Source organism: Escherichia sp. HH41S, assembly GCF_009820115.1.
In the GTDB taxonomy this organism is placed as follows: Bacteria; Pseudomonadota; Gammaproteobacteria; order Enterobacterales; family Enterobacteriaceae; genus Escherichia; species Escherichia coli_F.
In genome coordinates, this window is the sequence record NZ_VNXE01000068.1 from 1 (window position 1) to 23,889 (window position 23,889).

General features: G+C 52.7%; 21 protein-coding genes. 12 read left to right on the forward strand and 9 right to left on the reverse strand.

Annotation, left to right across the window (positions count from 1 at the left end; genetic code table 11):
• Positions 1 to 276: 276 nt before the first annotated feature.
• The gene (yohP, locus tag FQZ95_RS26730; RefSeq protein WP_000691708.1) at positions 277 to 360 is read right to left on the reverse strand and encodes a small membrane protein YohP; all 84 of its coding nucleotides are present in this window, start codon (positions 358 to 360) and stop codon (positions 277 to 279) included.
• Positions 361 to 583: 223 nt separating this feature from the next.
• Between yohP and mdtQ the strand changes: the two genes are divergently transcribed.
• A complete protein-coding gene (mdtQ, locus tag FQZ95_RS14315; RefSeq protein ID WP_202384150.1) occupies positions 584 to 2,020 on the forward strand; it encodes a multidrug resistance outer membrane protein MdtQ in 1,437 nt (478 codons plus the stop codon).
• Between the two features lie 52 nt (positions 2,021 to 2,072).
• Positions 2,073 to 2,834: an SDR family oxidoreductase gene (locus FQZ95_RS14320; RefSeq protein WP_160530338.1), complete on the forward strand. Its 762-nt coding sequence runs from the start codon at positions 2,073 to 2,075 to the stop codon at positions 2,832 to 2,834.
• A 129-nt stretch (positions 2,835 to 2,963) separates the two neighbouring features.
• Here FQZ95_RS14320 and FQZ95_RS14325 read toward each other — a convergent pair whose 3' ends face one another.
• Positions 2,964 to 3,542 carry a DedA family protein gene (locus FQZ95_RS14325; RefSeq protein WP_001353099.1) on the reverse strand — a complete coding sequence of 193 codons (579 nt, stop codon included), beginning with the start codon at positions 3,540 to 3,542 and terminating at the stop codon, positions 2,964 to 2,966.
• A gap of 169 nt (positions 3,543 to 3,711) precedes the next feature.
• Here FQZ95_RS14325 and FQZ95_RS14330 point away from each other — a divergent pair, with 169 nt between their 5' ends.
• Positions 3,712 to 4,299 (forward strand): Yip1 family protein, encoded by a 588-nt coding sequence (locus FQZ95_RS14330; RefSeq protein ID WP_001295454.1) that lies wholly within the window; start codon positions 3,712 to 3,714, stop codon positions 4,297 to 4,299.
• A 173-nt stretch (positions 4,300 to 4,472) separates the two neighbouring features.
• A complete protein-coding gene (pbpG, locus tag FQZ95_RS14335; protein ID WP_001319943.1) occupies positions 4,473 to 5,405 on the forward strand; it encodes a D-alanyl-D-alanine endopeptidase in 933 nt (310 codons plus the stop codon).
• A 210-nt stretch (positions 5,406 to 5,615) separates the two neighbouring features.
• On the opposite strand, the gene dld is transcribed toward pbpG, so the two are convergent.
• The gene (gene dld / locus FQZ95_RS14340; RefSeq protein WP_000097375.1) at positions 5,616 to 7,331 is read right to left on the reverse strand and encodes a D-lactate dehydrogenase; all 1,716 of its coding nucleotides are present in this window, start codon (positions 7,329 to 7,331) and stop codon (positions 5,616 to 5,618) included.
• Positions 7,332 to 7,526: 195 nt separating this feature from the next.
• Here dld and bglX point away from each other — a divergent pair, with 195 nt between their 5' ends.
• The 5 genes from bglX (at position 7,527) to yehW (ending at position 13,833) form a co-directional block, all read left to right on the forward strand.
• The gene (gene bglX / locus FQZ95_RS14345) at positions 7,527 to 9,824 is read left to right on the forward strand and encodes a beta-glucosidase BglX (protein ID WP_000871488.1); all 2,298 of its coding nucleotides are present in this window, start codon (positions 7,527 to 7,529) and stop codon (positions 9,822 to 9,824) included.
• A 272-nt stretch (positions 9,825 to 10,096) separates the two neighbouring features.
• The gene (gene osmF, locus FQZ95_RS14350; RefSeq protein WP_045145351.1) at positions 10,097 to 11,014 is read left to right on the forward strand and encodes a glycine betaine ABC transporter substrate-binding protein OsmF; all 918 of its coding nucleotides are present in this window, start codon (positions 10,097 to 10,099) and stop codon (positions 11,012 to 11,014) included.
• Between the two features lie 6 nt (positions 11,015 to 11,020).
• The gene (gene yehY, locus FQZ95_RS14355; protein WP_088541323.1) at positions 11,021 to 12,178 is read left to right on the forward strand and encodes a glycine betaine ABC transporter permease YehY; all 1,158 of its coding nucleotides are present in this window, start codon (positions 11,021 to 11,023) and stop codon (positions 12,176 to 12,178) included.
• Complete coding sequence (gene yehX, locus FQZ95_RS14360; protein WP_032184583.1) at positions 12,171 to 13,097, forward strand: glycine betaine ABC transporter ATP binding protein YehX; 927 nt, start codon at positions 12,171 to 12,173, stop codon at positions 13,095 to 13,097. Before yehY ends, yehX begins: the two co-directional genes overlap by 8 nt.
• Positions 13,098 to 13,101: 4 nt before the next feature.
• Positions 13,102 to 13,833, forward strand: coding sequence for a glycine betaine ABC transporter permease YehW (gene yehW / locus FQZ95_RS14365; RefSeq protein ID WP_160530339.1), 732 nt, complete (start codon positions 13,102 to 13,104; stop codon positions 13,831 to 13,833).
• On the opposite strand, the gene FQZ95_RS14370 is transcribed toward yehW, so the two are convergent.
• Together FQZ95_RS14370 and mlrA are read right to left on the reverse strand one after the other, a co-directional pair.
• Entirely contained in the window at positions 13,814 to 13,921 is a 108-nt protein-coding gene (locus tag FQZ95_RS14370) for a protein YohO (protein ID WP_001216963.1), read from the reverse strand. The two genes, yehW and FQZ95_RS14370, sit on opposite strands and share 20 nt — an antisense overlap.
• A gap of 59 nt (positions 13,922 to 13,980) precedes the next feature.
• Positions 13,981 to 14,712 (reverse strand): HTH-type transcriptional regulator MlrA, encoded by a 732-nt coding sequence (mlrA, locus tag FQZ95_RS14375; RefSeq protein ID WP_001240401.1) that lies wholly within the window; start codon positions 14,710 to 14,712, stop codon positions 13,981 to 13,983.
• 221 nt (positions 14,713 to 14,933) lie between these two features.
• Between mlrA and btsS the strand changes: the two genes are divergently transcribed.
• The 3 genes from btsS to FQZ95_RS14390 are packed head-to-tail and all read left to right on the forward strand — an operon-like array spanning position 14,934 to position 17,852.
• Positions 14,934 to 16,619 (forward strand): two-component regulatory system sensor histidine kinase BtsS, encoded by a 1,686-nt coding sequence (gene btsS / locus FQZ95_RS14380; protein WP_024212152.1) that lies wholly within the window; start codon positions 14,934 to 14,936, stop codon positions 16,617 to 16,619.
• Positions 16,616 to 17,335 (forward strand): two-component system response regulator BtsR, encoded by a 720-nt coding sequence (gene btsR, locus FQZ95_RS14385; protein ID WP_001353101.1) that lies wholly within the window; start codon positions 16,616 to 16,618, stop codon positions 17,333 to 17,335. The genes btsS and btsR overlap by 4 nt, the downstream gene beginning before the upstream one ends.
• A gap of 46 nt (positions 17,336 to 17,381) precedes the next feature.
• Positions 17,382 to 17,852, forward strand: coding sequence for a DUF1456 family protein (locus tag FQZ95_RS14390; protein WP_001295430.1), 471 nt, complete (start codon positions 17,382 to 17,384; stop codon positions 17,850 to 17,852).
• A gap of 42 nt (positions 17,853 to 17,894) precedes the next feature.
• Here the strand turns inward: FQZ95_RS14390 and FQZ95_RS14395 are convergent, their stop codons facing one another.
• The 4 genes from FQZ95_RS14395 to FQZ95_RS14410 all read right to left on the reverse strand — a co-directional run bounded on the left by FQZ95_RS14395 (position 17,895) and on the right by FQZ95_RS14410 (position 23,884).
• Positions 17,895 to 18,356: a YehR family lipoprotein gene (locus FQZ95_RS14395; protein ID WP_001353103.1), complete on the reverse strand. Its 462-nt coding sequence runs from the start codon at positions 18,354 to 18,356 to the stop codon at positions 17,895 to 17,897.
• Positions 18,357 to 18,487: 131 nt separating this feature from the next.
• Positions 18,488 to 20,479, reverse strand: a complete 1,992-nt coding sequence (locus FQZ95_RS14400) for an SWIM zinc finger family protein (protein WP_160530340.1) — start codon at positions 20,477 to 20,479, stop codon at positions 18,488 to 18,490.
• Positions 20,476 to 21,612: a VWA domain-containing protein gene (locus FQZ95_RS14405; protein WP_088541327.1), complete on the reverse strand. Its 1,137-nt coding sequence runs from the start codon at positions 21,610 to 21,612 to the stop codon at positions 20,476 to 20,478. Before FQZ95_RS14405 ends, FQZ95_RS14400 begins: the two co-directional genes overlap by 4 nt.
• Positions 21,605 to 23,884 (reverse strand): DUF5682 family protein, encoded by a 2,280-nt coding sequence (locus FQZ95_RS14410; RefSeq protein WP_160530341.1) that lies wholly within the window; start codon positions 23,882 to 23,884, stop codon positions 21,605 to 21,607. Before FQZ95_RS14410 ends, FQZ95_RS14405 begins: the two co-directional genes overlap by 8 nt.
• Between the last annotated feature and the right edge of the window lie 5 nt (positions 23,885 to 23,889).

The following is a 23,889-nucleotide window of genomic DNA, read 5'->3' on the forward strand; positions in this document are numbered from 1 at the left end:
TTTTATTACATAACTGAAGAAAGCATTGCATTCCGGGAGCGTCCATATATGTTACCTCGCGCCCGACCCGGTAGCCGTAAGGGATAAGCCGAGGGCACCGCGCAGCGGCGATTATGTTCGCCAGAGCCCGGGGGTGCAGGGGGCGGCGGCGACTGGTCGCCCCCTGCGCGCTCCTTGCGCTAGTGATTATATGAAGCAATGTACATGACAGGAGCGCAACAGGATGAGAGACTGAAATATTCTCGTTATTTTCGGATCTGATGACGTTAATTAATTTTAAAATATCATCTTAAATACGCCAGTCACCACCAGTAGTCCAATCAGGAAAATAATCAATACAGCCCAGAGTATAATTTTCATTGGCGTTCCTTTATTTGTGAGTGTCGAATAAGTATAGGAAAAAACGAAGCCCTTTGCCTTTACTCATAAGTGATTAAGATAAATCGGAGAATATCATTCACTTACTGTATATTTTTCTGAATATGTCGTTTTATTGCCACTGATGTATTGCCACGCGAAACTAAAAAATATATTGCATCACACGGTAATCTCCGCGCACCTTTTCTTACCTGACTATTCCTCCATGAATCGTGATTCCTTTTACCCAGCCATCGCCTGTTTTCCTCTGTTACTGATGCTGGCCGGGTGTGCGCCTATGCATGAAACCCGCCAGGCGTTAAGCCAGCAAACACCCGCTGCGCAAGTTGACACCGCATTACCCACGGCGCTGAAAAATGGTTGGCCAGACAGCCAATGGTGGCTGGAGTATCACGATAATCAACTTACTTCATTAATTAACAATGCACTGCAGAACGCACCGGATATGCAGGTGGCTGAACAGCGCATTCAGCTGGCTGAAGCCCAGGCGAAGGCAGTTGCCACTCAGGATGGCCCTCAGATCGATTTTTCTGCGGATATGGAGCGGCAAAAAATGTCGGCAGAAGGGCTAATGGGGCCGTTTGCTCTGAACGATCCTGCCGCAGGTACGACCGGTCCGTGGTACACCAATGGTACTTTTGGCTTAACGGCGGGCTGGCATCTTGATATTTGGGGAAAGAATCGGGCGGAGGTTACTGCTCGCCTGGGTACAGTTAAAGCACGGGCGGCGGAACGCGAGCAAACCCGCCAATTGCTGGCTGGCAGCGTTGCCCGCCTTTACTGGGAGTGGCAAACCCAGGCAGCGTTAAACACTGTTTTGCAGCAAATCGAAAAAGAGCAGAACACCATTATCGCGACCGATCGCCAGCTATATCAGAACGGGATTACTTCTTCAGTTGAAGGTGTGGAAACCGATATTAATGCCAGCAAGACCCGGCAGCAGCTCAACGATGTCGTGGGAAAAATGAAAATTATTGAGGCACGGTTAAGCGCACTTACAAATCACCAGATAAAGTCATTGAAGCTTAAACCGGTTGAGTTGCCGAAAGTGGCAAGTCAGCTTCCAGATGAACTGGGGTATTCATTGCTGGCACGGCGGGCAGATTTGCAGGCAGCGCATTGGTACGTTGAGTCATCGTTAAGCACCATTGATGCGGCAAAAGCGGCATTTTACCCTGACATCAACCTGATGGCCTTCCTGCAACAGGATTCATTGCACTTAAGCGACCTGTTCCGTCATTCCGCGCAGCAAATGGGCGTTACGGCAGGCCTGACACTACCCATTTTTGATAGCGGTCGTCTTAACGCCAATCTGGATATCGCGAAAGCCGAAAGCAACTTGTCGATCGCCAGCTACAACAAAGCGGTGGTTGAAGCGGTGAATGATGTGGCGCGGGCTGCCAGTCAGGTTCAGACATTGGCCGAGAAAAACCTGCATCAGGCGCAAATTGAACGCGATGCCTTACGTGTGGTAGGTCTTGCACAGGCGCGCTTTAACGCGGGCATCATTGCCGGTTCCCGCGTCAGCGAAGCCAGAATCCCGGCGCTGCGTGAGCGTGCCAATGGCCTGTTATTGCAAGGGCAGTGGCTGGATGCCTCCATTCAACTCACTGGTGCGTTGGGCGGGGGTTACAAACGCTGATGATATACGCCTTCTATACTTAACGTTTATTCAGCGTTAAGTGGAGAACTCGATGGCACAGGTCGCGATTATTACCGCCTCCGATTCGGGGATCGGCAAAGAGTGCGCGTTATTACTGGCGCAGCAGGGGTTTGATATTGGTATTACCTGGCACTCAGATGAAGAAGGGGCAAAAGATACCGCGCGTGAGGTGGTAAGCCACGGCGTACGTGCGGAGATGGTGCAGCTGGATCTCGGTAAACTGCCAGAGGGGGCACTGGCGCTGGAGAAACTTATTCAACGGCTGGGGCGCATCGATGTGCTCGTGAATAATGCGGGCACAATGACCAAAGCGCCGTTTCTTGATATGGCTTTCGATGAGTGGCGCAAGATTTTTACCGTTGATGTTGATGGTGCATTTTTATGCTCGCAAATTGCGGCCCGCCAGATGGTGAAACAAGGGCAGGGCGGTCGCATCATCAACATTACGTCGGTACATGAACATACGCCGCTGCCGGATGCCAGCGCCTATACTGCCGCTAAACATGCACTCGGTGGGCTAACCAAAGCGATGGCGCTTGAGCTGGTCAGGCATAAGATTTTGGTGAATGCAGTCGCGCCTGGGGCTATCGCCACGCCAATGAATGGCTTGGATGACGGCGACGTGAAGCCCGACGCGGAGCCTTCGATTCCCCTGCGGCGTTTCGGCGCAACGCATGAGATTGCCAGCCTGGTGGCGTGGTTATGCTCTGAAGGCGCAAATTACACCACCGGGCAGTCGTTAATTGTCGATGGTGGCTTTATGCTGGCGAATCCGCAGTTCAACCCAGAATAGCACTGTGAGGTGCGTGGTTATTTCAATGGGTAATATTTGGTAGGCATGATAAGACGTGCAAGCGTCGCATCAGGCATAGTGCGACGGATGTCGGATGCGGCGCAAACCGCCTTATCCGAGGCAATGGTTTTACGCCTGATCATCCGGCTTTTTCTTCCCGCGCCGTTTCAGCCACCAGCGCACGCCAACCACCAGAACCACGACCAGAATCAACCAGACCCAGTGCTTCAAATGCTGGTCGAGATTGTGCAACCACGGCGCAATCACCTGACCACCAGCATAACCGATAGTGGTAAAAATCAACGCCCAGGCAAATGCGCCGAGAATATTCAGCGGCAGAAAGATTTTCGGCGGCAGCTGGCTGGCACCAATCAGCGTCGGGCCAATGACCCGAAAGCCATACATAAAACGCGTACCAATGACAAACAGATACGGATGGCGCTGGATAAGTTTCTGCGCCCGCTCAATTTTATCCTGATGCTTAGAGAAGCGGCGTAACAGCTTGCCACCAAACCGCCGCCCGCACAGATAAAGCACCTGGTCGCCAATCATGCCGCCAAGCGCTACAGAAAGTACCACCAGCGGGAACTTTAATAACCCCTGATGTGCCGCAACGCCTCCCAGCAACGTCACGGTTTCACCTTCCGCCAGACTTCCGAGCACCAGCGCAGCATAACCATATTGTGAGATGAGTGTATTGAGATCCATAGGCCCGTCTGTCTCCCTTTGGTTGCCTGTAAGCATACACCCTGTGAATCATTCACGCTGAAAAAGGACGCTCATCAGACGGTGCAAATTCTATGAATGCACAAAAAATAATCACAAGCTGACTTATACTTGAACTGTCAGGTTCATGAACTCACAACAAGGGGGCGGTATGAGCCATGTCTGGGGACTGTTTTCCCATCCCGATCGTGAAATGCAGGTGATTAATCGCGAAAACGAAACGATTTCTCATCACTACACCCACCACGTTTTGCTGATGGCGGCAATTCCGGTGATTTGCGCCTTCATTGGCACCACGCAAATTGGCTGGAATTTTGGCGATGGCACTATCCTGAAGTTATCCTGGTTCACCGGACTGGCGCTGGCCGTCTTGTTTTATGGCGTTATGCTGGCTGGGGTCGCGGTGATGGGGCGGGTCATCTGGTGGATGGCGCGCAATTATCCGCAGCGTCCGTCACTTGCGCACTGCATGGTCTTTGCGGGCTACGTTGCAACTCCGCTGTTTTTAAGCGGTCTGGTGGCGCTTTATCCGCTGGTCTGGTTGTGTGCGCTGGTCGGCACGGTGGCGCTGTTTTACACCGGCTACCTGCTTTACCTCGGTATTCCAAGCTTCCTGAATATCAACAAAGAGGAAGGCCTTAGCTTCTCCAGTTCGACGCTGGCGATTGGCGTGCTGGTACTGGAAGTGCTGCTCGCCCTTACCGTTATACTATGGGGCTACGGTTATCGTTTGTTCTAGAAAGTTCCTTTGTGTTGCATTGCTGGCGTAAATGTCAGCAATGCAGCATTTCCTCACGATTCTCCTTTGACGATCGCACTTTTTGCTCGTTATGATGGCGTCGCTAGCCTCAGTAAATCCTTACTCCGGCGGTGCGCAACCTGTGCGCGTGAACCACTATCTGAATGCTCATCATGCCGAAATTTCGAGTTTCTTTATTTAGCCTGGCCCTGATGCTGGCTGTGCCTTTTGCGCCGCAGGCCGTTGCGAAAACGGCAGCCGCTACCACCGCTTCACAACCGGAAATTGCCTCCGGTAGCGCGATGATTGTTGATCTGAATACCAACAAAGTGATCTATTCGAACCACCCGGATTTGGTGCGTCCGATTGCGTCTATCAGTAAATTAATGACCGCGATGGTTGTGCTGGATGCACGATTGCCGCTGGATGAAAAACTGAAAGTGGATATCAGCCAGACGCCGGAGATGAAAGGGGTCTATTCGCGCGTACGACTGAACAGCGAAATCAGCCGTAAAGATATGCTGTTGCTGGCGCTGATGTCTTCAGAAAACCGCGCGGCGGCAAGCCTTGCGCACCATTATCCCGGTGGTTACAAAGCATTTATTAAGGCGATGAATGCGAAAGCGAAATCGCTCGGAATGAACAACACGCGCTTTGTTGAACCGACCGGATTGTCGGTGCATAACGTTTCAACCGCTCGTGATTTAACCAAACTGCTCATTGCCAGCAAACAATATCCGTTGATTGGTCAGTTAAGTACTACCAGGGAAGATATGGCAACCTTCTCTAACCCGACGTATACGCTGCCGTTCCGCAATACTAACCATCTGGTGTATCGCGATAACTGGAATATTCAGTTAACCAAAACCGGTTTTACCAATGCGGCGGGCCATTGTCTGGTGATGCGCACGGTTATCAATAATAAACCGGTGGCGCTGGTAGTGATGGATGCGTTTGGCAAATATACCCATTTTGCCGATGCCAGCCGCCTGCGTACCTGGATTGAAACCGGTAAAGTGATGCCTGTTCCGGCAGCAGCGTTGAGCTATAAAAAACAAAAAGCTGCTCAGATGGCGGCGGCGGGGCAGACGGCGCAGAACGATTAAGGGTAGGCAGGATAAGGCGTTTACGCCGCATCCGGCATTCGGAGCACAATGCCTGATGCGATGCTTGCGCATCTTATCAGGCCTACAAACGTGACGCGTCCGTAGGCAGGATAAGGCGTTCACGCCGCATCCGGCATTCGGTGCACGATGCCTGATGCGATGCTTACGCATCTTATCAGGCCTACGTCTGCATCAGGCATCCAGCCGTATTTACTCCACTTCCTGCCAGTTTTTCCGCTTACTGGTTTTACCGATCCCCGGATTCATGCTGTTGGTCGGATCGTTCTCGCGATAGAACTTCTGCAACGTCTCCGGTGCTTTATACAAATGACCGACGTTATGCTCGGCAGGGTATTGCGCGCCGCGCTGCTGTAGCAGTTCCAGCATCTGTTCTTTCAACGCATGCACATCCACGCCTTTTTTAACGATGTAATCCTGATGGAAGACATAGCACATAAAATGGCCGTAATAGAGCTTGTGCACCAGCTGGCAGTCGATCTCCGGCGGTAAATGCTCATACCACTCGGTGTCGTTACGCCGCAGAGCGATATCCAGCGCCAGAATGTCTTCGACTTCATCGGAATGCACGGCCTGATAACGAATTGCTGCGCCCGCAGCGGCGAAACGGTGTAAAAACGCTTTGCTGCCTTCTTCCGGCGTACAGACAAAGAAATCGCCCTCGGCCTGTTTGAAATAATCCACCAGCCACGATTTAGCTTCGCCGACGCCATCGCCCGCCATTTTTAACAGCAGATGATGTTCATATTTATCGCGCCAGCTTTTCATGCGCGGTGGTAAATGGCTGGGGAACAAGTGACCGAATTTTTGCATCGCACGGTCGGTAAAATGCGGACGGAAGAATTTCACTTTCTCCAGCATCGCATCGGTACGTCCCTTGAGATTAAAGAAGAACGGCATCTTATCGGTGCCTAACTTATCAATCATCAGGAAGGTGTCTTTGCCGTATTTTTCCGCAATATCGTAGATATCCCGGTGCATATATTCCCCGGCAACTGGCAGATTTTCGAAATTAGCCAGAATATGACGGCGGATTTCGGTCAGTACTTCCGGCTGGTTGGTGCCGATATAAAACACCTGCTGATTTTTTTCTGCTTCGAAGGTATCAAGACGTACCGCAAAGACGGCCAGTTTACCGGCGCAACCGGAGGATTCAAACAGGCGATCCGGGTCGGCGTTATAACGTGCTGGTGTGTCGGCTTCAATATCACGAACGCGGTGGACATAGTCATAATCGTGGGCGTGACGACCATCGTGGCGCACATCGTCATCTTTGATGCGATCGTCATCCAGCTTGCTAAGGATCTGCTCCGGCGTTTCGCCGAGATCAATCCCCAGATGGTTCACCAGCGTCAGTTTGCCGTCTTCATTTATACGCGCGAATAACGACATTTCGGTATACGCCGGGCCACGCTGCACCAGCGAGCCGCCGGAGTTGTTACAAATACCGCCGATGACTGATGCGCCTATACACGATGATCCAATCACTGAGTGCGGTTCGCGTCCCAGCGGTTTGAGGGCTTTTTCCAGCGAATAGAGTGTGGTGCCCGGATAGGCCAGCACTTGTTCGCCTTTGCCGAGAACATGTAGTTTGTCGAGACGCAGGGTGCTGATGATCACGATATCGCGATCATAGTCGTTACCGTTTGGCGTCGAGCCTTCGGTCAGGCCGGTATTAGCAGCCTGCATCAGAATAATTTTGTCGGCGGTGACGCAGGCTTTCAGCACCCGCCACAATTCCAGTAGTGAGCCAGGGAAAACGACAGCCAGCGCGTCGCCTTGACCAGAACGGAAGCCCTTGCGATAGCGGGCCGTTTTTGCGGGATCGGTGAGCAGGTGTGAATGACCGACCAGACGGGCAAGTTCATTCAAAAAGGCTTTATTATCAGTTGTTGTCATGGAAGACATTTTCCACTCCTTGTGGTGGCGAAAAAATATCACAAACTAGCATAGCGCCTTGTATGACAATTCAGCGAGTGAATATTTTGAAAATTCAGACAATAAACTGAGCATTCTTTTTCTCTCTCCATCATGCTTATGGCAAACTACGGTTTTTGCACCATTTTCGCTGCCTCGTCGGGCAACAGAGGAAGAATAATCCATATGAAATGGCTATGTTCAGTAGGTATCGCGGTGAGTCTGGCCCTGCAACCAGCACTGGCGGATGATTTATTCGGTAACCATCCATTAACGCCTGAAGCGCGTGATGCGTTCGTCACCGAACTGCTCAAGAAAATGACAGTTGATGAGAAAATTGGTCAGCTGCGCTTAATCAGCGTCGGCCCGGATAACCCGAAAGAGGCGATCCGCGAGATGATCAAAGACGGGCAGGTTGGAGCGATTTTCAACACCGTAACCCGTCAGGATATCCGCGCCATGCAGGATCAGGTGATGGAACTGAGCCGCCTGAAAATTCCTCTCTTCTTTGCTTACGATGTGCTGCACGGTCAACGCACGGTGTTCCCGATTAGCCTCGGTCTGGCCTCTTCTTTTAATCTTGATGCGGTGAAAACGGTCGGACGTGTCTCTGCTTATGAAGCGGCAGATGATGGCCTGAATATGACCTGGGCACCGATGGTCGATGTCTCGCGCGATCCGCGCTGGGGACGTGCTTCCGAAGGTTTTGGGGAAGATACGTATCTCACTTCGATTATGGGTAAGACTATGGTGGAAGCGATGCAGGGTAAAAGCCCGGCAGATCGCTACTCGGTGATGACCAGCGTCAAACACTTTGCCGCTTACGGCGCGGTAGAAGGCGGTAAAGAGTACAACACCGTCGATATGAGTCCGCAGCGCCTGTTTAACGACTATATGCCGCCGTACAAAGCGGGGCTGGATGCAGGCAGCGGTGCGGTAATGGTGGCGCTGAACTCGCTGAATGGCACGCCAGCAACTTCCGACTCCTGGCTGCTGAAAGATGTGCTGCGCGATCAGTGGGGCTTTAAAGGCATTACCGTTTCCGATCATGGCGCAATCAAAGAGCTGATTAAACATGGCACGGCGGCAGACCCGGAAGATGCGGTGCGCGTGGCGCTGAAATCCGGCATCAACATGAGTATGAGCGATGAGTATTACTCGAAGTATCTGCCTGGGTTGATCAAATCCGGCAAAGTGACGATGGAAGAGCTGGACGACGCTGCCCGCCACGTGCTGAACGTCAAATATGATATGGGGCTGTTCAACGACCCATACAGCCACCTTGGACCGAAAGAGTCTGACCCGGTGGATACTAATGCTGAAAGCCGCCTGCACCGCAAAGAAGCGCGTGAAGTGGCACGCGAAAGCCTGGTGTTGCTGAAAAACCGTCTCGAAACGTTACCGCTGAAAAAATCAGCCACCATTGCGGTGGTTGGGCCACTGGCGGACAGCAAACGTGACGTGATGGGCAGCTGGTCCGCAGCCGGTGTTGCCGATCAATCCGTGACCGTACTGACCGGGATTAAAAATGCCGTCGGTGAAAACGGTAAAGTGCTGTACGCCAAAGGGGCGAACGTTACCAGTGACAAAGGCATTATCGATTTCCTGAATCAGTATGAAGAGGCGGTCAAAGTCGATCCGCGTTCGCCCCAAGAGATGATTGATGAAGCGGTGCAAACCGCGAAACAATCTGATGTGGTGGTGGCTGTGGTCGGTGAAGCTCAGGGGATGGCGCACGAGGCTTCCAGCCGTACCGATATTACTATTCCGCAAAGCCAACGTGACTTGATTGCGGCGCTGAAAGCCACCGGTAAACCGCTGGTGCTGGTGCTGATGAACGGACGTCCACTGGCGCTGGTGAAAGAAGATCAGCAGGCTGATGCGATTCTGGAAACCTGGTTTGCGGGGACTGAAGGCGGTAATGCGATTGCCGATGTGTTGTTTGGCGATTACAACCCGTCGGGCAAGCTGCCGATGTCCTTCCCGCGTTCTGTCGGGCAGATCCCGGTGTACTACAGCCATCTGAATACCGGTCGGCCGTATAATGCCGACAAGCCGAACAAATACACTTCGCGTTATTTTGATGAAGCTAACGGGGCGCTGTATCCGTTCGGCTATGGTCTGAGCTATACCACCTTCACCGTCTCTGATGTGAAACTTTCTGCGCCGACCATGAAGCGTGACGGCAAAGTGACCGCCAGTGTGCAGGTGACGAACACCGGTAAGCGCGAAGGGGCGACGGTAGTGCAGATGTACTTGCAGGATGTGACGGCTTCCATGAGTCGCCCGGTGAAGCAGCTGAAAGGCTTTGAGAAAATCACCCTGAAACCGGGCGAAACTCAGACCGTCAGCTTCCCGATTGATATCGAGGCGCTGAAGTTCTGGAATCAACAGATGAAATATGACGCCGAGCCTGGCAAGTTCAATGTCTTTATCGGCACTGATTCCGCACGCGTTAAGAAAGGCGAGTTTGAGTTGCTGTAATGCTTTAGTAAGGGCGCGACGTCTGCGCCCTTTGCCTGATGCGTTGCGCTTATCAGGCCTTCGCGGGTTTTTAACCTCTTGAATTTTCGCTGTTTGTAGGCCGGATAAGGCGTTTACGCCGCATCCGGCAAGAAACGCCGGGCAAAATATGCCCTTTAAGTATTTATCTGATTCTGCAACTGAATCCTTCCGCTCAGGCTAACCCCGCCATTATCAACTATGCTTTTCTCTTAATTCGCTGAAAACAACAGTAAAAGAATGAGGAAAGCATCATGCCACTCTCAAAGCTCTGGGCAGGTTCACTGGTTTTGTTGGCAGCCGTGAGCCTGCCGCTACAGGCGGCTTCCCCCGTTAAAGTCGGTTCGAAAATCGATACCGAAGGCGCGCTACTCGGCAACATTATTTTGCAAGTGCTGGAAAGCCACGGCGTACCGACGGTGAATAAAGTCCAGTTGGGAACCACGCCGGTGGTGCGCGGGGCGATTACTTCCGGTGAACTGGATATCTATCCGGAATATACCGGCAATGGCGCGTTTTTCTTTAAAGATGAAAACGATGCGGCGTGGAAAAATGCCGGGCAAGGCTACGAGAAAGTCAAAAAGCTCGATGCAGAACAAAACAAGTTAATCTGGCTGACGCCTGCGCCTGCAAATAACACCTGGACCATCGCCGTGCGTCAGGATGTTGCAGAGAAAAACAAACTCACTTCGCTTGCCGACCTGAGTCGTTATCTGAAAGACGGTGGCACCTTCAAACTGGCGGCCTCAGCAGAGTTTATCGAACGCGCCGATGCCTTACCCGCTTTTGAAAAAGCCTATGGCTTTAAGCTCAGTCAGGATCAGTTGCTGTCACTGGCCGGTGGCGACACTGCGGTGACAATCAAAGCTGCTGCCCAGCAAACATCCGGCGTTAATGCGGCGATGGCTTACGGCACCGACGGCCCGGTCGCGGCGCTGGGGCTGCAAACCTTAAGCGATCCGCAAGGCGTGCAACCTATCTACGCGCCTGCACCAGTGGTGCGTGAATCGGTGTTGAAGGAGTATCCGCAAATGGCACAGTGGCTACAGCCAGTCTTCGCCAGCCTCGATGCAAAAACATTGCAGCAACTGAATGCCAGCATTGCTGTGGAAGGACTGGATGCCAAAAAAGTGGCTGCCGACTACCTGAAACAAAAAGGGTGGACGAAGTAATTTCCCGTGACTTATTTCCGTATTAATCCTGTTCTGGCGCTGCTACTGTTGCTGACGGCAATCGCAGCGGCGCTGCCGTTTATCAGTTACGCGCCTAATCGTTTAGTCTCGGGTGAGGGGCGTCATCTCTGGCAGCTGTGGCCGCAAACGATCTGGATGCTGGTGGGCGTTGGTTGCGCCTGGCTGACCGCCTGTTTTATTCCCGGTAAAAAAGGCAGCATTTTTGCACTCATTCTGGCGCAATTCGTCTTCATATTGCTGGTGTGGGGCGCGGGAAAGGCGGCGACACAACTGGCGCAAAATGGCAGTGCGCTGGCGCGTACCAGCCTCGGCAGTGGTTTCTGGCTGGCTGCGGCGCTGGCATTGCTGGCCTGTAGCGATGCCATCCGCCGAATCTCCACGCATCCGCTGTGGCGCTGGTTGTTGCATATGCAGATTGCCATTATTCCGCTGTGGTTGCTGTATTCCGGCGCGCTTAACGATCTCTCGCTAATGAAAGAATACGCCAACCGTCAGGATGTATTTAATGACGCGCTGGCGCAACATCTGACGTTGCTGTTTGGTGCGGTGCTGCCTGCGTTAGTGATTGGTGTGCCGCTGGGCGTCTGGTGCTACTTTTCCACTGCGCGGCAGGGGGCGATTTTTTCTCTGCTGAATGTCATTCAGACCGTGCCTTCGGTGGCGCTCTTTGGCCTGTTGATTGCGCCGCTTGCCGCGCTGGTTACGGCCTTTCCGTGGCTGGGTAAGCTCGGCATAGCAGGAACCGGAATGACACCCGCACTGATTGCGCTGGTGCTCTATGCCTTGCTGCCGCTGGTGCGCGGTGTGGTAGTCGGCTTGAACCAGATCCCGCGCGATGTGCTGGAGAGCGCCAGAGCGATGGGCATGAGCGGGGCGCAGCGATTCCTGCATGTTCAGTTACCGCTGGCGTTACCGGTATTTCTGCGCAGCCTGCGGGTGGTGATGGTGCAAACCGTCGGCATGGCGGTGATTGCGGCGTTAATCGGCGCAGGCGGTTTTGGTGCGCTGGTTTTCCAGGGGCTGCTAAGCAGTGCCATTGATTTAGTGTTGCTGGGGGTGATCCCGGTAATCGTACTGGCGGTGCTGATCGACGCACTGTTCGATCTGTTTATCGCACTGCTGAAGGTGAAACGTAATGATTGAATTTAGCCATGTCAGCAAACTGTTCGGCACACAAAAAGCCGTTAACGATCTCAATCTCAATTTTCAGGAGGGGAGTTTTTCGGTGCTGATTGGTACATCAGGCTCCGGTAAATCCACCACATTGAAAATGATCAACCGTCTGGTAGAGCATGACAGCGGAGTGATCCGCTTTGCCGGAGAAGAAATTCGCTCGCTGCCAGTGCTGGAGTTGCGCCGCCGGATGGGCTATGCCATTCAATCTATTGGCCTGTTTCCCCACTGGAGCGTGGCGCAAAACATTGCCACTGTGCCGCAATTACAAAAATGGCCTCGGGCGCGGATCGACGACCGTATTGACGAATTAATGGCGCTACTGGGGCTGGAGCCAAATTTGCGTGAGCGTTATCCGCATCAGCTTTCCGGCGGTCAGCAGCAACGTGTGGGAGTGGCGCGCGCACTGGCTGCCGATCCGCAAGTCTTATTGATGGATGAACCCTTTGGCGCACTGGACCCGGTAACGCGCGGTGCGTTGCAACAAGAGATGACGCGCATTCACCGTTTGCTGGGGCGTACCATTGTGCTGGTCACTCATGATATTGATGAGGCGCTACGGCTGGCAGAACATCTGGTATTGATGGATCACGGTGAAGTGGTGCAGCAGGGTAATCCTCTGGCGATGCTGACTCGTCCGGCGAATGATTTCGTCCGCCAGTTTTTTGGCCGTAGTGAACTGGGTGTGCGCCTGCTTTCGTTACGTAGCGTGGCGGATTATGTGCGTCGCGAAGAGCGGGCTGAAGGTGAGGCGCTGGCAGAAGAGATGACGCTACGCGATGCGCTCTCCCTGTTTGTCGCGCGGGGATGCGAAGTGCTGCCGGTGGTGAACACGCAGGGCCAGCCTTGCGGTACGCTGCATTTTCAGGATCTGCTGGTGGAGGCGTAAGCGTATGAAGATGTTGCGCGATCCGCTGTTCTGGCTCATTGCTCTGTTTGTGGCGCTGATTTTCTGGCTGCCTTACAGCCAGCCGCTGTTTGCTGCCTTGTTCCCACAACTGCCACGACCCGTTTATCAGCAAGAAAGTTTTGCCGTCCTGGCGCTGGCCCATTTCTGGCTGGTGGGAATTTCGAGTTTGTTTGCTGTGATCATTGGCGTTGGTGCCGGAATTGCCGTCACTCGACCGTGGGGCGCGGAATTTCGCCCACTGGTAGAAACTATCGCTGCCGTTGGGCAGACTTTTCCGCCTGTCGCGGTGCTGGCGATTGCTGTTCCGGTGATGGGGTTTGGTCTGCAACCGGCGATTATCGCCTTGATCCTGTACGGTGTGCTGCCCGTCCTGCAGGCGACACTTGCCGGGCTGGGAGCGATTGATGCCAGCGTGACAGAAGTTGCTAAGGGTATGGGAATGAGCCGTGGACAGCAACTGCGTAAGGTCGAGCTACCGCTGGCGGCTCCGGTGATTCTGGCGGGTGTGCGAACTTCGGTGATTATCAACATTGGTACGGCGACGATCGCCTCAACGGTAGGGGCCAGCACGCTGGGTACGCCCATCATCATCGGGCTTAGCGGATTTAATACCGCGTATGTGATCCAGGGGGCGTTACTGGTGGCACTGGCGGCGATCATCGCAGACCGCCTGTTTGAAAGGCTGGTGCAGGCGCTTAGCCAGCACGCAAAATAAAGGTATAACCTGCGAGCATGACGCCACCAATTCCGCCTAACGCCATAAAAAGGAACAGGGCGATGACCCCAATTTTAGCTATGCGCATAATGCACTCCTTATGTTAACGAAAGGATTGTACAGTAAAGCGCATTTGTTAACGAATCATTAAATGCCGAGTGGGAAAATATCATGGCCTTGTTCCTGCCAACTGGTAAGTTGCTGCTGTTGGGCAGAGGTTCGATTTTCACCGCACCACACCAGCAATGTACGGCCTTCGAACAGTTCAGGGCGTAGTTGATTGAGCGAGTGGGCGAGGACATCAATGCGCCATCCTTGTTGACTGGCAATCCAGCCCTCTAGCCACAGACGGGTGGTATCCTGAATATTCCAGCCAACCACCAGCGCATCTTTACCTTGTTTTTTACGTGCCGAAGCCAGACAAATGGCGATGTAGTTGATCAGTACGCCGTCGAGGATCGCCAGCAGCGCCTGGAGAGTCGGTTGTTGGCACTGAAGTCGTCGGCGCAGAGGAATAAACAGGTGCGTGGTGAGTGTCTGGGCGGGGTAATCCTGACCGCGCTCTTTGATCCACGTTCGCAGGCTATGCAGATTGCCGCTTTGCAGGTAAGTCAGTAATGTTTCTTGCTGATCGCGCCAGCCGTTCTGCACATCAACATTTTCATTACTGAGCAGCATTTTAACTTTGCTGACCTGCACGCCGTTGTCGATCCAGCGTTTGATCTCGCGGATCCGGTCAATATCGGCATCATTGAACAGCCGATGACCGCCGTCTGTCCGTTGCGGTTTCAGCAATCCGTAACGCCTCTGCCACGCGCGTAACGTGACAGGGTTAATATCACAAAGCAACGCCACTTCACCAATTGTGTAAAGCGCCATCGTCTCACCCTTGCTCGCGAGGTCCCAGTTTAACTTTAGACGCAGTTTTGCGAACCAGGTAGTTTTGCCCGTTTTTTGTTCATCTATAGGGTGATTTTATTTTTGCCAGGCGATTTTGAGTGATCGTACTCACGAATTCTCATTTTTCTGCAAGAGTTCAAAGAAAGTTAAACGCAGGCAATGTATGTTACGCGTTTTAAAGGGAAGTGTGGTTTGCGGGTATGTACGATTTTAATCTGGTGTTGCTGCTGCTTCAGCAGATGTGCGTTTTTTTAGTCATTGCGTGGTTAATGAGTAAAACGCCATTATTCATACCGTTAATGCAGGTCACGGTTCGTCTGCCGCATAAATTTCTCTGCTACATCGTCTTTTCCATCTTCTGCATCATGGGCACCTGGTTTGGGCTGCACATTGACGATTCTATTGCCAATACCCGTGCGATTGGTGCGGTAATGGGGGGCTTACTCGGTGGTCCAGTCGTCGGTGGGCTGGTTGGTCTGACCGGCGGGTTACATCGATATTCGATGGGGGGCATGACCGCGCTAAGTTGCATGATCTCGACCATCGTTGAAGGATTGCTCGGCGGCCTGGTACACAGCATCCTGATCCGTCGCGGGCGTACTGATAAAGTCTTTAATCCCATTACCGCGGGTGCCGTCACGTTCGTCGCTGAAATGGTGCAAATGCTGATCATCCTGGCTATCGCCCGACCTTATGAAGATGCGGTGCGTCTGGTGAGTAATATTGCTGCGCCAATGATGGTCACCAATACCGTCGGCGCGGCGCTGTTTATGCGTATATTGCTCGATAAACGCGCGATGTTTGAAAAATACACTTCGGCTTTTTCTGCTACTGCGCTGAAAGTGGCTGCCTCGACGGAAGGCATTTTGCGCCAGGGGTTTAACGAAGTGAACAGCATGAAAGTGGCACAGGTGCTGTATCAGGAGCTGGATATTGGTGCAGTCGCGATTACCGATCGAGAGAAATTGCTGGCCTTTACCGGAATTGGTGACGACCACCATTTACCCGGCAAACCGATTTCTTCGACTTATACCTTAAAAGCGATTGAAACCGGTGAAGTGGTCTACGCCGATGGCAACGAAGTGCCTTACCGTTGCTCGTTGCATCCGCAATGCAAACTGGGTTCGACGCTGGTGATTCCGTTGCGTGGTGAAAATCAGCGGGTGATGGGCACCATCAAATTGTATGAAGCCAAAAACCGTTTGTTCAGTTCAATCAATCGCACGCTGGGCGAGGGGATTGCGCAATTGCTTTCGGCGCAGATCCTCGCCGGGCAATATGAGCGGCAAAAAGCGATGCTCACCCAGTCAGAGATCAAACTGCTTCACGCCCAGGTGAACCCCCATTTTTTGTTTAATGCGCTTAACACCATTAAAGCGGTGATCCGCCGCGACAGCGAACAGGCCAGTCAGCTGGTGCAGTATCTTTCCACTTTTTTCCGTAAAAACTTAAAGCGGCCTTCGGAGTTTGTTACTCTCGCCGACGAAATTGAACATGTGAATGCTTATCTGCAAATTGAAAAGGCGCGCTTCCAGTCGCGGTTGCAGGTCAACATTGCTATTCCGCAAGAATTATCCCAGCAGCAATTGCCCGCGTTTACCCTGCAACCGATTGTGGAAAACGCCATTAAACATGGGACATCACAACTGCTGGATACAGGGCGAGTAGCAATCAGCGCCCGACGTGAGGGGCAACATTTGATGCTGGAGATCGAAGACAATGCTGGCTTGTATCAACCGGTAACCAATGCCAGCGGGCTGGGGATGAATCTGGTGGATAAGCGTTTACGTGAACGGTTTGGCGATGACTATGGGATAAGCGTCGCCTGTGAACCTGATAATTACACCCGAATAACGTTACGACTACCATGGAGGGACGAGGCATGATTAAAGTCTTAATTGTCGATGACGAACCGTTAGCACGGGAGAACCTGCGCGTATTTTTGCAGGAGCAGAGTGATATTGAAATTGTCGGCGAGTGTTCAAACGCTGTAGAAGGGATCGGCGCGGTGCATAAACTGCGCCCGGACGTGCTGTTTCTCGATATCCAGATGCCGCGTATTAGCGGTCTGGAAATGGTGGGGATGCTCGACCCGGAACATCGTCCGTATATCGTTTTTCTCACCGCGTTTGACGAATACGCCATTAAAGCCTTTGAAGAACATGCATTTGATTATCTCCTGAAGCCAATTGATGAAGCGCGGCTGGAGAAAACGCTGGCGCGTTTGCGTCAGGAGCGCAGCAAGCAGGATGTTTCGCTGTTACCGGAAAATCAACAGGCGCTGAAATTTATCCCTTGTACGGGGCATAGTCGGATTTATTTGCTGCAAATGAGAGATGTAGCATTTGTCAGCAGTCGGATGAGCGGTGTCTACGTTACCAGCCACGAAGGGAAAGAAGGTTTTACCGAACTGACTTTGCGCACCCTGGAGAGCCGTACACCACTACTGCGCTGCCATCGTCAGTACCTGGTTAACCTCGCGCATTTACAGGAGATTCGTCTGGAAGATAACGGCCAGGCCGAGTTGATTTTACGTAATGGCTTAACTGTTCCGGTCAGCCGCCGCTATCTGAAAAGTTTAAAAGAGGCGATTGGCCTGTAAAAGACTGCTAAAATGGTTTTTTGCCTCATCAACACCTGAAGGCCTCATGCTAAGTAACGATATTCTGCGCAGCGTGCGCTACATTTTGAAAGCCAATAATAACGACCTGGTGCGCATTCTGGCGCTGGGTAATGTCGAAGCCACTGCGGAACAGATCGCCGTCTGGCTACGCAAAGAAGACGAAGAAGGGTTTCAGCGTTGTCCGGACATTGTTCTGTCTTCATTCCTGAATGGCCTGATTTATGAAAAACGTGGCAAGGATGAGTCAGCGCCGGCACTGGAGCCGGAACGTCGCATTAATAACAACATCGTGCTGAAAAAATTACGTATCGCGTTTTCGCTGAAAACTGATGATATTCTGGCGATCCTTACCGAACAGCAGTTCCGCGTTTCGATGCCGGAAATTACGGCGATGATGCGTGCACCGGATCATAAAAACTTCCGCGAATGCGGCGATCAATTTTTACGTTATTTTTTGCGTGGACTGGCAGCGCGCCAGCATGTGAAGAAAAGCTAAGACGGGCATGGCGGCCATGCGAAAAACATGGCCGCCGACAGATTATTTCACTTCTTTAAAACCAGCGGCTTTCATCACCAGTTCCATTTGCGCCATAGTGATACCTTTTTTGGCATCTTCAGCAGAAACGTTGATACCTGAAATACCCTGCAGGGCTTTAAAATCAACTTTTTCCATATCGATAGTCACGTTTTCCTGAGCATAAGTATCGGTAAAGGTTAATTTTTCTTCAACGCCAGGGATGTTTTTATATTTGGCACTTAACGGCTCAAGTGTCTTGGCGGCATCTTCTTTGGTGGTTGCACCAATGGAGGCAAATTGAATTTTGGTTTCAGAAGATTGCTTAAGAACCTTGTCACCTTTGTAGACATAGGTAATAGCAATTTCAGTACCGTTCAGATTAGCGCTAAATTTCTTCGATTCTTCTTTGTCACCGCAGCCAGCAAGAGAGAAAACCAGAACAGATGCAACAACAAGGGAAAACAGCTTATTGAAAGCCTTCATGTAAAACTCCATTTTATTTAATCAAGGAACTGGTGACCACACCAGGGGCCACATAGGATATGCCTAATACCTTGGCGTGAGCAGTCCGGAACTGGAGTAGAACTCTTTGTAAAAAGCACTATTTGTCCTTGTTACTCAAGCAAGGTTAATAATTGTTCGCAAAGCAAAACGCAGTTATTCATTGCATCTCCCCGTGCCTCGCCTTCTGTATTACGAAATTGTGCCAACACATGTGCCAGCCGATAAAAACCCACCGCAGTGAGGTCATTCGCCAGCAACTCTGCCTGACCAATAGCACTCTGTTCCTGATAGCGCCAGCCGTTATGGAGCAGTTGAATAAGTAACGCCTGGCAGCGCATCAGCAACTGATGAGCGGTAGACGGCACAGGCAAAACGCTGGCAGAAGGTAGCGGTGCCACAGGCGCAGTTTCTGCGTCCAGCGCCCAGGCGCGGGTTTTTGTCATCATCACCCGTGGTTCCAGTGTCAATTGCCCCTCTACAAAACTGACAAAGCCAGAAACCAGACTAACGGGATCTTCTGTTTGTTGTAACAGAGCTGCCATGCGTTCAATAGCAAAGGGCGCACTGGCTGAAGCTGGCAGTGATAACGTCAGCACATTATCTTCACCTTCGCCACTGATTACCTGCGCATCCAGTGTCTGCCGACTGCTGTCCCAACCGAGTGAAATGCACTCTTCTACTGGCAGAATAAATAAGTTATCGACCTGGTTAAGCGGTCGTATGGCGGCTGGCGGACGTTGGCGTAAATATTCCCGCAAAGCCACAATGCCCGGCTGGCGCAGTGGTGCGCTCAACATTTGCCAGGCATCAGGCGACAGCGGAACAACACTGCTTAAGCGGTTGCGGGTAGCTAACAGCAACTCGCCATCAGCACTGCGTTTTGCTGCTTGTGAAACAATTTGCCCACCCGCCAGCGCGCCAGCCTGAAAACTAAACAGCCGCCGTTTTGCCGCTGGAGAGTTATCCTGTTCACTTCTCGGCCAACTGCGCGAAAGATGCAAAATACTGCCGGTGTCGGGATCGGTGAACCAGATGCGTAAACCATACCGCTCATTATCCTGCCAGCAACGCATACCTAGTGACACCAGCCGCAAATGATCAAGCTTTGCTTCGCCAGCAATGCCTGCGCCAATGACCGTGCGCCACGGTATGGGCGGTACTTCACCGACACTGTCACGTCGCGCCATCTCTTGTGCACTGTTCAAGCGACTGGTTAACGCCGCAAGCTGGCACAAGCATTTTCCGGCATGATAGTAGCTGGCGCGGGCGTGGAAGGCATCAACGCTTGCCCGTAGCTGTCGTAGTGATTCACTTACCCAACGCCAGTTGCAGCGTTCCGCCGCTTGCTGCGCGCGGCTGAAAGCGGCCTCGTAGTGGATTGACGGTTGGCTGATCCCGCCCAGCCATAATGCCTGACTTAATTGCTGAACATATTGACGACATGCTTTACCTTCGTCGCTGGAAAACGGATCGTCAGATGATGTGACGTGTTCACTGTGCATCTGCCAGATCAAATGAGTAAATTCTGCTTGTTGATTTTTGGCCTCGACGAAGGCCTGCACAGCCAGTGCTACGTGTTCACACAGCGTTCCTTCAATACAATCACAACGGGCGAAACGAATGCTGCTGCGGGAATAAAAACGCACATCGCTCATCGGTAAGCGGGCAGAGGGAATTTCGCCCGGCGTGCAGAACAACTCAATGGTGATGCCTTTAGCGACCAGCGCCTGCGCGCGTTTACGCGTGGTATTGGGCAGGGTAGCCAGTTCTTCCTGCCAGATTGCCGGATCCCACTCTTCTTCTTTTTCCGTAGGCTGGGCAGTGGCACAAAGTCGTTGATAACTTAACACCAGCATCACGCGATGACGGCACATGCCGCTGGCCCCGCAGCTGCATTGAGCCTCTTTCAGTGCCTGACTGTTCGCCAGCCGGGTACGGACACCGTCACTGAACGTGGCGATTAAGGCGCCGTTCTCATGGCTGATTTCTGGAACATTACCATTTTCCAGTTCCTTAAGGCTGCGCTTAACAAAACCGGCATTGCTTAACGCCGTCAGTGCCTGCGGTGTTAGTTCTAATAATTCCGGACGTAGTGAATTCATGACTGAAGATTCTCCGCCAGCCAGGAAGCCAGTTCGCCCGGCGTCATCGCGGCTATTTGTGCGCCGACATTTACCAGCGCCTGGGCTGTGTCGCGGTCGTAGCAAGGTGTTGCGGTGCTATCGAGCGCTGCCAGTCCCAGCACTTTGATGCCGCTCTGGACACACTTTTTCACCTGATGCGTCAGCAAAGATGATGAACCCCCTTCATAAAAATCGCTCACGAGTATGATGACGCTTTTCGCTGGTTGTTCAATAAGTTGCCGACCATATTCCACGGCACTGGCGATATTGGTCCCGCCGCCCAATTGTACTTTCATTAATAACTCTACCGGATCGGCAACGTCGGCAGTGAGATCGACGACGTTAGTGTCAAAAGCGACCAGATGGGTACGAATGCCGGGTAACTGCCATAAACAGGCCGCCATCACCGCTGAGTGGATCACCGAGTCAACCATCGATCCGCTTTGATCAACCAGTAACACCAGCTGCCATTGTTCGCTATGGCGCTTAATGCGACTGTTAAAGCGGGGGGATTCGATATACAACTTGCCGTGTTGCGGATGCCAGTGTTGCAGGTTGGCTCGCAGGGTACTTTTGAAATCGAAATTACGCGCCAGTGGAATAAATGAGCGGCGACGACGATCGCGGACACCAGAAAAAGCCTGACGAACTTCCTTTGCCAGTCGCGCCATAATTTCTTCAACAACCTGGCGCACTATCCGGCGGGCGGCAGCCAGCACTTCGGGATTCATCAGATGTTTGGTGTGCAAAACGGCGCGTAACAGGCTTTCAGAGGGCTGCATACGTTCCAGCACGTCGAGATTTGTCACTACATCTTCAATGCCATAGCGCAGTACAGCATCGCTTTCCAGCCGCTCAATCACCTGTTGCGGAAACAGCGTGTGAATACTGTTGATCCAATCAGGGGTGGTGAGATTTGAGCCACCTAATCCACCGGAGCGTTCACCACGCTGGAGCCGTTCAGGGTCGCGCCCGTACAGCCACTCCAGCGCGTGGTCTATCCGCCGGGCGTTGTCATCCAGCCCACAAAGCGTCGTTTCTGCCGCTTCGCCAAGAATTAATCGCCAGCGTTGTAGCTCACGAGTGGTCAGAAGATCGTTCAGTTCAGACATGGAAAACTCCCCAGTGTTGCAGTGATGCCAGTGCCTGCTGTTCGAGTTGTTGATGATGTGCAATGGCTTGCGGTGGGCAATGCAACGGCATTTGCAGCGCCGAAACGGGAAGCTGAGCGAGCTGGTAATGCTCAAGCACCTGATGCGCCAGCGTCCCGCGTTCTCGTGGCGGTAGCCAGGCCATCGCCGCGCGCAAATCGGGCAGGGCGTTAATAAAATCGACGTCACTCAGTTGATTCAAATGGCTGCTGAAACCGGCGATAAATGCAGGCTGACTGGCCAGTTGATGGCGGGCTAATGCCAGCAAACCGTGCAGCGCCTCGCCAGATTGTGCCGGGGATAATTGTGCCAGCATCGTCAGCGCCGCTTCGGCACTGGCGTTGGGATGTTCCAGACGCATCAGCGCGCCAAGGGCCGCACCGCGATCCAGCGCTGGGGCATGAATCGCCTGACTGCGACGTTCCAGTAAGGCTACCGCCGCAGAAAGCGAAACGCCGGGTAAATTAACGCCGCTATTTAGATCGCGCAGGATATGGCAAAGCGCCTGCCAGCTATGCAGGTGAGCGTGAAACTCCTTCTCATCCGGCCTGCCGTTGGATTCACATAGCCACAGTGTGCGATCGATAGCCGCGTATAACGTCGTCTGTAATATCTGCGCGCCTTGCATACCGCTGATTTCATCGAGCTGCCACAAGGCGTAAAGCACTTCCAGCGCCAGGCCCATTTCGGCAAACTGATTTTCCTTGGCGATTAATAATGTGAGTTGTTCCAGTAATTGCTGACTGAAGGACGCCAGACCCGCTAACGCGGCCTGGCTAAGACATGTGGTGATGCCGCTGATTCCACCCGCGTCCAGCATATCGGCTTCTAATTTATTGCGTGCGGCCTCCTGGAGTGTGGCACCAAAGCAGGCGGCTTCAATCAATGCCGCATGTTGGCTAAGTGGCTGGGTTAATGTCCAGCGTTCTTCACCGTTGCCCGCCAGCGTCAGTGTACTTCCTTGCTCGCGCACAATGCCGGGAATCTCCAGTATTACCAACTGATGTAGCACCTGACTTTGCGCCAGTCCATCGGGGGTAAAGCGATTTAAGGTAAGCTCCGCCGGAAGAGAGATTCCGGTACGTTCCAGTTCGCAGGTGACATCTTTTGGCAGAGGTGGCTGTGGCGTCGAGGGGGCAAGTTTACCGAATCCGTCACCTGCTAATGTGTCTATCAACGTTACCAGTATCGGATCGGTATCGGGATGAATAACGCCGCGATAGCTCCACGGCAACGGCGCATTCAAGGCTTCTTTAATCAGCGAGCCTGCTATGGCATCCAGCCAGTCAGCGCGTAACGGTAGTGTATGACCGCGCAACTGTGCCAGCGCCATCGCATGTAAATGAGCGGCAGCCATATCCGCGGTTGAAGCAGGCAATTTGTGCTGGCGCAAACGGGTAAGAACCGTTTTTAGTAGTTGTTCACCTGCCTGCTGCAAGCCCCACCGCCAGCACCAGTTTTGCCAGACCGGGGCAGGCATTCCTGAAAGGTATCCTGCCAGCACATCAAGGCGCTTTTCACTGTATGGCGTGAGATAGCAACCTGTAACGGCATCATCCTGTGAGAGCAATTCTGGCTTGTTAATTTCTTGTGGGCATTCGCGCCACATTTTTGCAAGTGCCGGAGCGTGCCAGCCTCCGCAGACGACTAATACGTCGCCATTATTTTGCTGCATCGCCCATGCAATCCAGCGGGCCATAAAGGCTTCGCGCTGACGATTGAGTGCATCGCCGGAGGCGTCGCCCCGCAGTTGTGCAAAATAGTGCGCCAGTGCAGAGGGTAATATAGTTTGCTGGCTTTCATCTTCGAACAAGTGATCCCACAAGGTGTCGCTGTTATCCATGCGGGTGGCACGCAGCAGAAAGGCCTGGCTTTCCTCTTGCATATCAGGCGAATCATCCTCTTCTTCACTTTGCGCCCAGCAAGGCAAATCGATGAAGTAAGTTTGTGCCTGAATACGACGTGCGGCTTGTAGCGCCTGCCACTCCGGCGAAAATTCAGCAAATGGCGTCCAGGCACCACGCCCGGGGGCCGCACCGTCCTGATACTGGCAATAACTGTAAATAGCTACCGGAAGCTGGTGGGCTAACAACAGTTCGTCTACCCGGTCATTAAAATCAGCCGGGCCTTCAATCAACACGTATCGTGGCCGCTGGCTTTCGATTAACGATTTCACCAGCCGGGCGCAGGCCGGACTATGATGCCGGATGCCGACAATTAACGGCTCGCTCATGCATC